This window comes from Pontibacter sp. 13R65, from assembly GCF_047525655.1.
Taxonomy (GTDB): Bacteria; Bacteroidota; Bacteroidia; order Cytophagales; family Hymenobacteraceae; genus Pontibacter.
Genome location: NZ_JBLIQL010000005.1, coordinates 15,980 through 30,741, shown reverse-complemented (window position 1 = coordinate 30,741; position 14,762 = coordinate 15,980). Strand labels below are relative to the sequence as shown.

8 protein-coding genes and 1 pseudogene are annotated in these 14,762 nt (G+C 45.6%); 6 read left to right on the top strand and 3 right to left on the bottom strand.

The window, feature by feature from the left end; all coding sequences use genetic code 11:
* Nucleotides 1-628: 628 nt before the first annotated feature.
* A complete protein-coding gene (locus ACMA1I_RS07840; protein WP_337067751.1) occupies nt 629-1,360 on the top strand; it encodes an FKBP-type peptidyl-prolyl cis-trans isomerase in 732 nt (243 codons plus the stop codon).
* 96 nt (nt 1,361-1,456) lie between these two features.
* Here ACMA1I_RS07840 and ACMA1I_RS07835 read toward each other — a convergent pair.
* Nucleotides 1,457-1,672, bottom strand: a pseudogene (locus ACMA1I_RS07835) (zinc ribbon domain-containing protein YjdM); the annotation flags it as partial.
* A gap of 310 nt (nt 1,673-1,982) precedes the next feature.
* Entirely contained in the window at nt 1,983-3,626 is a 1,644-nt protein-coding gene (locus ACMA1I_RS07830) for an ABC-F family ATP-binding cassette domain-containing protein (protein ID WP_337067750.1), read from the bottom strand.
* A 699-nt stretch (nt 3,627-4,325) separates the two neighbouring features.
* Here ACMA1I_RS07830 and ACMA1I_RS07825 point away from each other — a divergent pair.
* From ACMA1I_RS07825 to ACMA1I_RS07815, 3 genes are all read left to right on the top strand, one after another.
* Entirely contained in the window at nt 4,326-7,301 is a 2,976-nt protein-coding gene (locus ACMA1I_RS07825; RefSeq protein WP_337067749.1) for a TonB-dependent receptor, read from the top strand.
* 36 nt (nt 7,302-7,337) lie between these two features.
* Nucleotides 7,338-9,023 (top strand): RagB/SusD family nutrient uptake outer membrane protein, encoded by a 1,686-nt coding sequence (locus ACMA1I_RS07820; RefSeq protein WP_337067748.1) that lies wholly within the window; start codon nt 7,338-7,340, stop codon nt 9,021-9,023.
* A 315-nt stretch (nt 9,024-9,338) separates the two neighbouring features.
* The gene (locus tag ACMA1I_RS07815; protein ID WP_337067747.1) at nt 9,339-10,097 is read left to right on the top strand and encodes a glycoside hydrolase family 25 protein; all 759 of its coding nucleotides are present in this window, start codon (nt 9,339-9,341) and stop codon (nt 10,095-10,097) included.
* 216 nt (nt 10,098-10,313) lie between these two features.
* Here ACMA1I_RS07815 and ACMA1I_RS07810 read toward each other — a convergent pair whose 3' ends face one another.
* The gene (locus tag ACMA1I_RS07810) at nt 10,314-11,336 is read right to left on the bottom strand and encodes a rod shape-determining protein (RefSeq protein ID WP_337067746.1); all 1,023 of its coding nucleotides are present in this window, start codon (nt 11,334-11,336) and stop codon (nt 10,314-10,316) included.
* Nucleotides 11,337-11,880: 544 nt separating this feature from the next.
* On the opposite strand from ACMA1I_RS07810, the gene ACMA1I_RS07805 reads away from it, so the two are divergent.
* Together ACMA1I_RS07805 and ACMA1I_RS07800 are read left to right on the top strand one after the other, a co-directional pair.
* Complete coding sequence (locus ACMA1I_RS07805) at nt 11,881-12,288, top strand: hypothetical protein (protein ID WP_337067745.1); 408 nt, start codon at nt 11,881-11,883, stop codon at nt 12,286-12,288.
* Between the two features lie 722 nt (nt 12,289-13,010).
* The gene (locus ACMA1I_RS07800; protein WP_337067744.1) at nt 13,011-14,612 is read left to right on the top strand and encodes a hypothetical protein; all 1,602 of its coding nucleotides are present in this window, start codon (nt 13,011-13,013) and stop codon (nt 14,610-14,612) included.
* The last annotated feature ends 150 nt before the right edge of the window (nt 14,613-14,762 follow it).

The window sequence follows — 14,762 nt, the reverse complement described above, 5'->3', positions numbered from 1 at the left end:
TAAAAACAAATCCGGTGGGGTAGATTCAGCTTCCCCACCGGATTTGTTTTTTTAGCTAAACTGTTGCCTGCGATACTTTAACTCTAGCAATAGTCTGCTATAACAGCGGCAGAACCATTGGTTTTTTAAATCGAAAATCGAATGCTGATGGTTCTTTACGCCGGTTCCAGTTCCACCACCTCGTATGCTTTTCCAAAAATCGGCTCAATGTCTTCCACAGTCACTTCCCGTAGATTGCCGCCGCTGCAAATATCTGCACAAGCTTGCTGCGCTAATCTTTCCACTTCCTACAGCCTGAATGGACTATCTAAAAGCTTTGGTATGTGCTTTTTTCTGCCTTCTCTTTTAGCGCTATTATCGCCTCCTGGCTTGTTGGTTTAGTGTTTATGTTTAGCCTTGGGCAATAGGTTGTGTTGTGGGAGGTATTGATATAAAGGAACCACAGGAAGCTTGTCTTTCTGATGATGCAGATCGCTCTGGTGGCTGGCTTATCTCATTCCTATGGCTGCAAATGCTGGAACGGCTTTTAGGGCGTCCGGAATTATTAAGGGCCTGTCAATTGTTCAGAAATAAACCTAATTTTACAGGATCAACACCAGGAATTAATCTAGCATCATTTACCTTATCCATGTTAAAAAAACTTATCATTTCCTGTCTCTTATTGGGCTCTCTAACGGCCCAGGCACAAACCAAAAAGGCAAAGTCGGCTCAGAAACCGTCTACGCCTGCCAAAGCAGCAGCTCCTGCTGCCACTACTCTCCAAACCCAGAGCGACAGCCTGAGCTATGCCATGGGTATTTCGGTAGGGCAGTTCATGAAATCCCAGGGAGTAGAAGAGCTCAACTATGAGATGCTGAACAGAGCCATTGCACAGACACTCAATAACGAAGCTACTTTGTTTGATATAAACGAGGCACACGGCGTAATGGAGCGCTACGCCAGAGCAGGCATGCAGCGAAAGCTGACGGCAGAAAAAGACAAAGGAAAGCAGTTTCTGGAGCAGAATAAAAAGCGTGAAGGCGTAAAAGAAACAGCCAGTGGCCTGCAATACGAAGTGCTTACTGCTGGCAACGGCCCTAAACCCACCCGCGACAACAGCATTTTGGTGCATTACGCCGGTAAACTCCTCGATGGGAAAGAGTTCGACTCTTCTTACTCCCGCGGTGAGCCGATTACCATAAATGTATCAGGTGTGATTGCCGGCTGGACAGAGGCCGTACAGCTGATGCCCACCGGCAGCAAATGGCGTTTGTATATACCCTCCGAACTAGCCTATGGGGATAGTGGTGCCGGCCGCGACATACCAGGCGGAGCCACACTTATATTCGATGTGGAGCTGCTGGAGATAAAAGGGCAATAAATCCCCTTTATAGTTCTTTAAGAAAACTTCTAAAAAGTAAAATCCTGCTTCGACCATTACCGGAGCAGGATTTTACTTTTTAGAAGCAATGGCTGCTTAGGCTTTCTTCAAAAACATGGTCTTCAGTACAATATTGCTACCGTCTACCCGGCAGTCTATTTCCTGATCGTTGTTGGTCAGGCGGATGTTCTTGATTGTTTTACCTCTTTTCAGCGTAATAGAAGATCCTTTTACTTTCAGGTCTTTGGTAAGGGTCACGGTGTCTCCTTCGTTCAGGATATTGCCGTTGCTATCTTTAACTTCCATCTTATCTTTATTTAAATTTCTATTGTCTAGGGCACTGCTACCAGACTGGCTAGTGAATTAATCTAATGAAATTGCCCTTCCGCAGGCGTTTTTGAGATTTTAGATACTAGATGTAAGACTTTATCTAAAATTGGTTTTTGATAAAGTCTACTTCTACCAAACGCTCGAAGGAGCTGTGCCCGCTGCGAGAGTCTTCCTGCTCCTTCTAATCTCAGCATTTAACCCTCTAGCTATTTAACCACCAACAACTTAATTCTGCTAATCAAAATCGCCTTCCGGAGGTGATTTTAGTTTTTTATGGTCTAGGGCTCTTTGTTTATTTGGATGTGTTTCTTTCGATCTCGCGCAGGTTTTCCAGCTTGCGGTTTCTAAGGAACCCATTTATATCTTCGAAATGCTCGCGGATGCGCTTGTTACCAAACTCGAAAACTTTAGTAGCCAGACCGTCCAGGAAATCGCGGTCATGCGATACCAGGATCAGGGTTCCGTCGAAAGCAATAAGGGCTTCTTTTAGGATATCTTTGGTTTTGATGTCGAGGTGGTTAGTCGGCTCATCCAGAATCAGGAGGTTAACGGGCTGCAGGAGTAGTTTAATCATAGCCAAACGCGTCCGCTCTCCTCCCGACAATACCTTTACCTTTTTTTCGATGGTGTCGCCGCTAAACATAAAGGCACCCAGCAAATCTTTGATGCGGGTCCGCATATCGCCCACAGCTATTTCGTCTATCGTCTGGAAAACGGTAAGTTCGCCATCGAGCAGGGAAGCCTGGTTCTGCGCAAAATAACCGATCATGCAGTTATGGCCCAATTGCAATTTGCCATCGTAGTCTATTTCTCCCATTATGGCCTTCACGAGCGTAGACTTTCCTTCGCCGTTTTTACCAACAAAAGCCACTTTCTGCCCGCGTTCTATGGTAAGGGAGGCATCTTTAAACACGGTGTGGTCGCCGTATTTTTTGCTGAGTTCATCTACAATAACAGGGTAATTGCCTGAGCGCGGTGCAGGCGGAAACTTAATGTTCAGGGCAGAGGTATCTACTTCGTCCACTTCTACCAATTCCATTTTCTCCAGCATCTTTACCCGCGACTGCACCTGCAGGGTTTTGGAATAGGTACCTTTAAAGCGGTCTATAAAAGCCTGTATGTCGGCAATCTCTTTCTGCTGGTCGTCGAACTGCTTTTGCTGCTGCTCGCGGCGCTCCTTGCGCAGTTGCAGGTATTGGCTGTAGTTTACCTTGTAATCGTAAATGCGACCCATGGTCACCTCAATGGTGCGGTTTGTAATATTATCCACAAAGGTCTTGTCGTGCGATATCACAATCACGGCTTTGGCATTGTTCACCAGAAAATCTTCTAGCCACTGAATCGATTCAATGTCCATGTGGTTGGTTGGCTCATCGAGCAGGATCAGGTCGGGCTGTTGGAGCAGTATTTTAGCCAGCTCAATGCGCATGCGCCAGCCACCACTGAACTCGCTGGTTGGTCTGGTAAAGTCTGACCGCAGGAAGCCTAGCCCCATCAGCGTTTTCTCTACCTCGGCATCGTAGTTTACTTCCTCTATAGAGTAATACTTTTCGCTCAGTTCCGATACCTGCTCAATAATGGCATAATACTCCTCCGATTCGTAGTCGGTGCGTGTCTCAAGTTGCGCATTAAGGTCCTCCATCTGGTGCTTCATATCCAGAATTTTGGCAAAGGCTTTGGAGGCTTCCTCAAAAACGGTGCATTTGTCTTCGGTGAGCAGGTGCTGCGGCAGGTAAGCAATAACAGCATCTTTAGGAGCCGACACTTTTCCGCGGGTAGGTTTGCTAACTCCTGCAATAATTTTGAGCAGTGTCGACTTGCCTGCCCCGTTTTTACCCATTAGGGCAATTTTATCGTTTTCGTTTATGTTAAAGGCAACATTACTAAACAGCGCCCTGCCGTTAAATTCTACAGCAACTGCATCAACTGAAATCATATATCTCCGAATAAAAATAAAGTTGCAAAGATATCATTAATTTGTTTCTATGCCTTGAGGCCCTGCTACAATTTACCTGTTGATACTCTGCTGCTTACTATTACTCCTCCTCTACAACATTTAATTGGAGATCTTTTTCGCACCAGCTCCAGTCTCTGTTTCTTCAGTTATGCATCGATGGCATTAAAATTTAATTAAAAATTTCTGAAATAATTTTGTTTAACTAATGTTTGTTATTTATATTTCTCAAATAATCCTTACTATAAACAAGTTATACAACTCTAAATATTATCTGTTTCTAAATTTATTTAACAAATATGCAGCTTATGAAGATAATCTTACTCCTAAGGACTATTTACCACTACAGCCACTATGACCCGCTGAATCTCAAAAGCAAATAGCTTAAATAATTATAAGCTATGCCATTTTAATAATTACTGTAAGTAAAAAAGAACAGAGATTTTATAGCTATTGCTTTCAAAATAAGTACGCTTTTTTGGCTATTTATGTGCAATCGATTGCGCAGATTTAGATTAAAATAGCCGCTTCTCAAAATTGATCTTATTGTTCCAAATAGCTAAGTCTGGCTTTTCTTTCAGTATCGCCTCTCCTTGCTTGCTAGGTGCCTTTTAAACTCGCTCCGTTAGCAGGACCGCTTATGCTTTATTTTAACTCTTTCTACTTTTAACCAAAATTTTTATGAAGCACTTCTTACAAAAGAAGATGAGGTTCTGGCTCATTCTGCCACTTCTCTTCGTAGCCATGGCAAGTGCTATGGCGCAACAGACCTTACTTGTGAAAGGTAAAGTTACCGATGATAAGGGTATTGGTTTGCCTGGTGTTACGGTTATTTTAAAAGGAACCTCTACTGGTACTGCCACAGACATGGATGGAGTTTATTCTCTTTCGCTCCCATCTGGCGATGGCACGTTAGTTTTCTCTTATGTTGGCTACCTTACGCAGGAAGTTCCGGTAAATAACCGGGCTATGATTCAGGTAAAGCTTGAGTCTAATTCCAAAGTACTCGAAGAAGTTGTGGTGGTAGGCTACGGCACCATGAAAAAAAGTGATGTAACAGGTGCCATCACATCAGTTAAAACAGAAGAACTTTTGGCCATACCTACCACTAATGCCCTGCGTGCACTACAAGGCAAGGTATCTGGCCTGGACATAACGCAAAACAATGGCCAGCCTGGTTCTGATCTGGGCATCGTATTACGTGGCAACCGCTCTCTGAAAGCCGATAACAAGCCGCTCGTGCTGGTAGACGGAATCCAATACGGTTCTTTTGTAGACATTAACCCAAGCGATATAGCTTCTGTGGAGGTACTGAAAGATGTGGCTTCTACTGCTATTTATGGTACGCGTGGTGCGAACGGTGTTATAATTATTACGACTAAAAAAGGCAGCGCCACTGGCAAAACCAGCCTCACCTTTAATTCTTATGTCTCTACTTACGAGAAAGGAAAGTACCCGCGCATGATGAATGGGGAAGAGTATTACAACCTGAAACGCGAAGCTTACCGCACCACCAACAATGGCGAATACCGCCGCGACCAGGATATTTTTCAGGTAACAGAACTAGAGTATTACAACAACAAGCAATTTGAGAACTGGCAAGACTATATTTTCCATACCGGTATGCTGCAGAACTACGAGCTGAACCTGAGTGGCGGAAATGAAAAAACCATCTTCTCTGTTTCCAGTGGTTATCAAAAAGATAAAGGCTTGCTCTTGAACGACGTGTTCTCAAGAGTAAACGGCAAAGTGAGTGTAGATCACAAATTAAATGATATGTTCCGGGTAGGAGTTTCGGCTATTTACACCTACAAAAACCAGGATAAGCGTGACAACCCACTGAACATGGCCAACAAGATTTTACCAATCGCGAAAGCATTTGAAGACGACGGTAAAATTATTCTGTTCCCAGCCCCAGGCTACAGTGCTCAGTTTAACCCATTGGCCGATGAGCAACCAGGGGTTTTTGTAAACAACATCGTAGATAAGCGCCTGTTCTCCTCTGCTTACCTTGACGTTAAATTCTCCGATGCCTTGTTATTTAAAACTTCTGTAGGCCTCGATATCCGCGATTTCCGCAACGGGTATTTCAAAGGGCACAACACGATTGCCAACGTAGGCCGTAAATCCATATCTGGTGTGGAACTGAGAAACACCTTGAACTACACCTGGGAGAATACCCTGAACTACAACAAAACCTTTGGCGAGCACAGCATCCAGGGTCTTTTAGGAACAAGTACATTAGGGTTTAGCACTGAGCAGTTCACAAGCTCAGGCGACAACCAGGCTTCCCAGTTAACCTCTTTCTACGACCTGAATTCAAACACAGCGACCAAAGTAATCGGTAGCAGACTGCGTGAGTCGCAAATTGCTTCTTTCTTTGGCCGTGTGAACTACAAGTTTAAAGACCGCTATATTTTTCAGGCATCCCTTCGCACAGACGGTTCTTCTGTACTGGCTAAAGGCAGCAAATGGGGTTATTTCCCGGCTGTGTCTGCTGCCTGGCGCTTAATTGAGGAGCCGTTTATGGCAGACCTGCCGGTAGTAAACGACCTGAAACTGCGTGTAAGCTGGGGCAGATCCGGCAACGCTGCCATCGATCCGTATGCAACCTTGGGTGGCTTGTCGCTATCTGGTTACGCGTTTGGCAACAACGCAGCGTTTGGCTACTATCCAAGTACTATCATAAACCAAAGCCTGACCTGGGAAACAACTTCTACCTGGAACGCCGGTGTCGACTTTGGCCTGTTCAGCAACCGTGTTACAGGTAGCCTGGAATTTTATCAGTCTCGCACCTCCGACCTGCTACTGCCCAGCCTGCTGCCACCTTCTACAGGATTTCCTGACAGATTGGAGAACATTGGCCAAACCGAAAACAAGGGTATAGAGCTTACGCTGACAACACATAACATCGAAAGCTCCAACTTCCGCTGGACTACTGACTGGACTTACTCCCTTAACCGCGAGAAAATATTGGCCCTGAACCAGGGAGTTACCCGTAACGAAGCCAACAACTGGTTTGTAGGCGCTCCTACCAGAGTATTCTACGACTACGAGAAAATCGGCATCTGGCAGCTAGGCGAAGAAGAAGAAGCTACTGCTTTCGGAGGCTTTAAACCAGGCGACATAAAAGTAGCTGACAGAAACGGAAACGGAATTTTCGACACAGGAGACAGAACTACCTTCTCTCAGGTTCCAAAGTTTTCGTTTGGCCTCAACAACACCTTCGAGTACAAAAACTTTGATCTTTCTGTGTTTGTGTACGGCCGTATGGGCCAATTTATTAACTATGAGTACAACACAGCTTACAAGCCCAATGCGTTGGAGAACTCTTCTATGGTAGATTACTGGACTCCTGAGAATCCGACCAATGCGTTTCCTCGCCCTAACAGCTCCTACTCTACCAACAACTACCTGTTGCAGTCAACTGTTGGGTATGTAGATGGCTCTTTTATAAAAATCAGGGATATTTCGCTTGGCTATAACCTGCCTACTTCCTGGTTGGGTGCGTCTAAAATCGGAAACATCAGGGTGTACAGCACCATGCAAAACTACTTTGTGTTCAGCAAACTGAAAGATTATGATCCGGAGCGTGGTGGTGACCTGAGCTTCCCACTGAACAAGCAGATTATTTTTGGTGTGAACGTTGGCTTCTAGCCTCGTTTGTTTAAGAGAATTTTTAGCAAGAAAAAGATGAAATTTAAATATATAGCAACCGTATTGCTGGCATCCGCCCTCGGTTTAACCTCCTGCCAGGACTTTCTGGAAGAAACCAACAAGAGTGGCTTAACAGAAGATCCCTTTTATAAAACGGAACTGGGCATTACCAGCGCCGTAAATTCCGCCTACTCCGGCACACGCCTGTGGTATGGAAAAGAAGCTCCTTTCGGCATCAGCGAAACCGGTACCGACCTTTTCCTGCGCGGCGGCGACAACAAAGCCAACCAGCTTTCTGATTACACCGTCGACTTAAACGGGGCGCAAACCAACCTGAAAGATTACTGGGCTCACTTATACAAAGCCCTTAACGCCACTAACACGGCTATTGCACTGCTTCCAAGCCCATTGCTGAGCGATGCCCTCAATACGCAATACATGGGCGAAGTAAAGTTTCTGCGGGCGCTTTACCTGTCGCTGATCGTGGAAACCTGGGGTGGTGTGGTGTTGAACACTGAGCCTACTGCAGGTGCTGTTACCACTGCCAAGCGCTCTTCTGAAGAAGATTTTTATAAAGTAATATTCGCTGACCTGGATGTAGCTATTCAGAACCTGGCGCCTAAAAAGTCTACTGATGGCCGTATTACCCAAGATGTGGCAAAGGCATTTAAAGCCCGCATGGCCCTGACACGCGCCAGCCAGACAGACAATGCCGGCCTTTATGCCGAAGCGGCAACGCTGGCAAAAGAGATTATCGGCAGTGGCAGGTACGCTCTGTTCAGCGATTATAACGCACTCTGGGACATGAAAAACAGCGAAGGCGGCACCAACTCTGAAGTAGTGTACTATGTAAACTATACCAACGACGACACCATGAACGGCGATTATGATGCTTCGGCAGGTAAGGGCAACAGCGGCCACCTGTACTTTGTTATGGTGTACGACAAGCAGCCTGGCATGATCCGGTCTATTAACTACGGTCGTCCTTACCAACGGTTTATGCCCTCGCTGCACCTGCTTAACCTGTACGACGAAACGAAAGACCAACGCTATCATGGCAGCTTCCAGACGGTTTGGTTTGCCAACGACCCCTCAAAAGCAACCCCGGGTGGTGTAAACGGTTATCCGCAAATGGTTACCGGAGATACTTCCATGGTGTTTCTGAAGACAGCCGCCACACCTGCGCAAAAAGCCAGAGCCGCCGGCAGGTACAAGATTTTTGATGTAAATGAAATGTACCGCCCGGATAGCTCTCCGCTCCTGCGATCGCAGTTTATCCAGCTCAAAAAGTTTATGGATCCTACCCGCCTTACTGCTAACCAGGAGTGGAGCTCACGCGATGCCTTTGTTATCAGAATTGCGGAATTGTACCTGATTGCTGCAGAAGCCATGCTGAAGACAAACCCTGGAGAATCTCTGCAATTAATAAACACCTTGCGTACGGCTCGTGCCATTCCGGGCAAAGAAGCCGAAATGCTGGTAACCCAGAGCGACCTTAACATAGACTTTATACTGGAAGAAAGAGCACGGGAGCTGGCCGGTGAGCAGATTCGCTGGTACGACCTGAAGCGAACTGGCAAGCTGGTAGAGTACGTGCAGAAGTATAACCCGGATGCAAAGGACAATATTAAGGCACACCATAGAGTTAGACCTATTTCACAGGTGCAGCTCGATGCAATTTCTAATAAAGAAGAATTTAAGCAGAACGAAGGATATAACTAACGGCATGCTGACTTTACTTTCTAAAAGATCGGCTCAGGTAAAGAGCAGAATGTAGTAGATCGCAAAAACCGGAAAGAGTTATTCTTTCCGGTTTTTGTTTTAGCTGCCCCTGTTTTACAGGGAGGCTCGCGTACCCACTTAAGTAGTTAAATTGGCTCACACCCTACTTTCAAAATTACAATGGCATAAACTATTTGTATTTGGTCCAATTGTCTTTTTGCGCTTATCTTTATACCACATATACAAGCTTGGTTCATTACCTCCGCACGACCACCTATGCCCCCCGGACAGACAAAACGCGTACAAAAGGTTCCTATGCCCCGGAAAAGCAGCCGCAAAAAAAAGAAGAAGCCAATCCGCTGGCCTTACTTTTTGCTGGTAGCCTCAGCTTTGCTGGCTATAGGTGTTTATGTAGGGTATAAAAAGCTAAACCCCACTTTCTATAACATCAACAAGCGGAAGTACCCTATTACAGGCATTGATGTGTCTAAACACACTGGCCGCATAGACTGGGAAAAAGTACGCCAGCAGCAGGTACACTTTGCCTACATTAAAGCCACAGAAGGAGTTAATTACTTAGATCCAAAGTATAAGGTGAACTACCAGGGTGCTAAAGCTAGTGGGCTGAAAACCGGAGCCTATCATTTCTTCAGGTTTAACAAGCCGGGTAAAGAGCAGGCAGCCAATTTTCTGAAGCACGCTGTATTAGAGAAGGACGATTTGCCGCCTGTTATTGATGTAGAGGACTGGGGAAACAAATATCATAAGAAAACACCGGCCCAGATTACCCAGGAAATAAAGGAATTCATAAACGAGGTGGAAGAAAAGACAAACCGAGCTGTAATAATCTACACCAACGAAAGCTCCTACAACAGCTACATTGCCGACCATTTTGACAGTAGCCTGATCTGGATCTGTACTTTCAGAAAAGAACCACTATTAGAATCGGACCGCTGGATTTTCTGGCAACACTCCCACGATACCCGCTTAGAAGGTGTAGAAGGCTGGGTAGACTGGAACACCTTTAATGGCAACGAAGAAGCCTGGAGCTATTTTGCCCAGCAAGATCTTTGATGTATTGCACTGAATGTGTATTGGCTCCATTTAGTTTGATTAATTGTTCCCTACTCCCTTTGGTGCTGCTCAACAAACGATAGAACTTGTGTAGCAACAGCATGCACTGGGCCTCGCCTCCAAAATTAAAAGCCACAGCCCCCTAGGTCTTCTGAGCTTAAATTGCCTCCGGAAGGCTCTTTTCATTAGAAAAATTTAGGTCGCAACACTTTGGACCTAGCGCATCAGGAACGTGTAGTGGCCCAGACCTTTTAAGGCAAGTGCTGTGCCTCTTGCCACTGAACGTAAGGGATCGTCGGCTATGTGCACGGGTAAACCTGTTCTGGCAGATAGCCTGTTGTCGAGCCCACGGAGCAGGGCTCCACCGCCGGTTAAGTAAATACCGTTACCGTAGATATCTCCCGAAAGTTCTGGTGGGGTAATTTCCAGCGCATTCATCACAGCATCTTCGATCTTGGCCACCGATTTATCCAGGCATTCGGCAATCTCCATGTAGGTAACTTTTATCTCTTTGGGTATACCGGTCATCAGGTCCCGGCCCAGGACCGCTAAATCGGCGGGAGGATCTTTGAGTTTGGTATGGGCAGCGCCCATTTCTATCTTAATCTTTTCTGCCGTCCGGATGCCGATCAGGAGGTTGTGCTGCTGCCGAATGTAATATTCAATTTCAGAATCGAAGGTTTGGCCTGCCGTATGGATGGATTGCTCGCACACGATGCCACTCATGGCGATAACGGCTATCTCGGTAGTGCCACCGCCTATGTCCACGATCATGTTGCCCACAGGTTCCTCCACGTTTATGCCAATACCCATAGCAGCTGCCATAGGCTCATAAATCATGTACACTTCTTTGGCACCAGCTGTTTGAGCAGAGTCACGAATGGCTCTTTTTTCTACCTCGGTAATGCCGGCCGGAATGCACACCACCATCCGCAAAGAAATTGGGAACCAACCTTTGCGCAAAGCTGCCATTTTAATCATGCCCCTGATCATTTGTTCGGCAGCATTAAAATCGGCAATAACACCAGCAGTAAGGGGCCGGATTGTCTTAATGTTTTCGTGGGTTTTGCCCTCCATTTGCCGGGCCTTCTCCCCTACCGCCACCACCTTGTTCGTACGGCGGTCTATGGCAATAATGGCTGGCTCGTCGAGTACTACTTTATTATTGTGAATAATCAAGATATTTGCCGTTCCTAAATCTATGGCTATATCATGTTCTGAAAATCCAAAAAATCCCATTATTTATTATTTATCAGAAAGCGAAGCTACTTCTAACTGAAGTATTTTGCTACACTTTTCTATTGTTCTAACTTAAATCTTTCCGCCACAAAAGCCTAGGTTTCAGGAGAGCTGTTAAATCTTTCGTGCTACATCCTGCGCCTGCCCTGAGTTGCCGCCTTTTTAATGCAAAGAAAGCGTCATTTGCTTCTTACCACAGCCTGCGCGCCCTTCTGTTGTCTCCACTCCTACTCCTTATGCTATCGTACATAAGTCAGAATCTGCTCCCAGGCAGATGGTTCCTATACCTACCACACTTACAGGTAGAGCGCTAGCCACATTCCTGCAAATATACAATAATTCTATAGTGTTGGCGAAAAGCTGCTGCTAACTTAGCCGCACCCACTGAGATAGCAGCAGCGTTATATTCCTTGGCTGGGCTAAAGCTTTGTTACAGTGCTTCGTATTTCAGCCTGGAAGTTGCACAAAAAGCTTATAACGTGTTTGAGGGTTGTTATCATATCCGGGTTTATGTACTTTTGTCAATATTTTTTTACCACCAATCATGTTCACATACGAAAGCAGCTATCTTGATATGTGGGTTGACACCGACATCAACCTAATGTACTCCGAATGGCTACGACTGCCCAGCAAGAAGGAATATGAAGCTGGTGTACGGGAATCGGAGGAGCTGCTGATTAGTAACCCGGTGCACTTCTGGATTATGGATTCCACCAAACTGGCTGCTATGCCGCTTGATGATCAGAAAGAAAAGCTTCGATATATGGCGCACGTAATGGCAAAGTCTGAATTAAGAAAAATTGCCCGCATTGTGCCAAAAGACAATGTTATCATCAGCTTTTTTGAAGAAACACTGCACGAAGCCATTTTAATTAACAACTCCAGGCTGGAAATTGACAGGTTCACAACTTACAAGGCAGCCGCAGACTGGATTGGTAAAATAAGTTGCTAACACAATGCTGGCTTTCTAATTATTTAAATTACAATGGCCTTCCAGGGGTATTTTTACCCAATTTCCTGTGCCTTCTACCAAGCCCTGCACATCTGCCTCTCTTACCTGTTTCCGTTCTATTAACTGGTAAAGAAGGCCAGCCTCTCAAACTTTACAAATTAAATGGCACCACTTCCTATAAATTTAGCGTTGTAACAATTAAGTGTGGTCCTTTATTTGAGGACTATTTTGTAATTTTGCAGCCGGATGAGATAGAAATAATTGCCTGTGGCAACAACCTGCCATTTTCAGCAATTCTTCCCCTTAACGGAAAGACCATGACTAAAGCAGTATCAGGCTGATGAGTGCGAACAGCATCGCCTCAGGGTGTGCCTAGTTCCGAAATATCTGCAGAGGGCAGACAGGTTGCTATTTTTTACGTAGGCCAACATTACAAATTACACAGTACCATCATCCTAAAATAAACTGCCTTGTTACCTAGAGCAAAATTTAAATTTCAGTCGCCAATTGGCGCACCAACCTCCCCAAGATCATGTTACAGTTTTGATTTTGCAGCCAACACCTGCTTAGGAAGACAATTATGGCCAATCAACGGGTTAGCGATTTGTGCTTCCGGTAGGCCTTAACGCTTGTATACATCCCAGGCAATTTGCAGTGTAATGGATGAAAATTTGCATGATCTTACTAACTTTAACTTCTGAATTTTACGTCACGTTCTTTTTATGAAAAAGTGCATTTTACTTTTTTCCGCTGTTCTCTTTTTTATAGTTCAAACAAATGCCCAGGTGGAGATTATTGGGGCAGAGACTACGGCAAAAAATAGCAAGGGCTCGTCGCTACGGCTTGTTTTTCCAGATAAGGCTGGTTGGAATGTGCTGAAAGAAGGGCAAAAACTAGAATTTGAGGTAAAAGTGACCGGCGGTACAGGTAGCCAGTACATTTACTCCCTGAACCAGGGCCGTATACCTAGCATAATATTCGATTCTCTGGGCCATTTTTCCTGGACTCCGAGCTATGACATTGTAGACCGGCTAGACAAAACCCGCACGGTTCAATTGCAATTCGAGGTTACCAACGAAAAAGATGAGCGAGCCAGCCAGGTTATAGACTTTGTGGTAGAGCACGTGAACAGGCCACCCATCGTGGGCGAGCTAAAACCGTTTTATGTGCGCTACAACACCACCAACACCTACCGCATAGACCCCGCTGCTATAAAAGATGAGGATAACGATCCAATAGTGTTTATTCCTATCCCTAACTCTATGCCGCAGGGTTCAAAACTGTCGGAGCAGGGAGAGTTTACCTGGAAACCCTCTACCACACAATTCCGGCAGCTGCAAAACAAGCCCATTACGCTGGAGTTTTATGTAGAAGATCAGCCAGCCAAGGCTCGTACCAAAGGGCAGTTTCAAATTGAGGTAACGCAGCAGGACATCCCACCCAGCATCCAGATGTTTCCGTCGCAGTCTAAGTTCGTGTATAACGAAGATGCCACCATTAACCTGAAGTTCCAGTTGACCGATGAGAACGGCGAAAGCGATATAGCCTCCTTCAGCTTTATTTCTGAGAACCCCAATGTGCCGTCGTCGGCACTGGTAAAAAACACTCCCACGCAGTATGAGTTTATCTGGAGGCCCGGCTATGACTTTGTGAAGGATCCAGTAGACACCCTCACCTTTGACATCACGTTTTATGTGGTAGATAAATCGAACAAAGGAGACGACCGGAAAATTACTTTTTCGATTGTAAATACTGTAAATGAGGTTGAGAAGGACCAGAAGCTGTATAGTGAGTACCGGGCAGCTCTAGTGAAAGCCTGGGACCTGATGGAGCAACTGAAAGAAGCAGAAAAAGACCTGAAGAAGAAATACAATCGTGCCCGAAAAGGCAAAAAAGGGCGCTCACTAACCAATGCGTCGCTTGGTGCCGTAACGGGTGTAGCCCCTGTGGTGGTAGAAGAAGCAGCTACCTCTAAGAAAATAACCACTGTGGGTGGTACCATGGTGATGACCATTGGCACATTGGAAGCTACAGAAGTTCTTGGCCGCAACACCAAAGACCTGATTGACCGCCTCAACTACATTATGGAGAAGCGCAATGAGCTACAAACCAAAGGTGACATCTTTGCCAGGAAGTATGCCTTGAAATCGGCCCGCCGCAGAGGCGACTCCAAAGAGTTCTTAAAAGATGTAGACGATTTTGTAGCCGTGATGAACCTGAAGGGTCTGGTAGCGCTGGAGCTGGATGCCAGCTGGCAGAACAAGCAGAAAGCAACAAACGAGAACATCTCTAAAACCTTTAAAGACTTTAGCGGCGAAAATTAGGTGTAACTTATATAGCAAAAAAACAGTTGAAGAGCCTGCCTGACTCCCTTACCAAAGGCAGTTGGGCAGTATCTGTTTAAGGCCGGATCTAAACCGCTTAAACAGGGCCTGGTAGTTAAAGGATTGCAAATAGCTCCGGAAGTCCGTTTT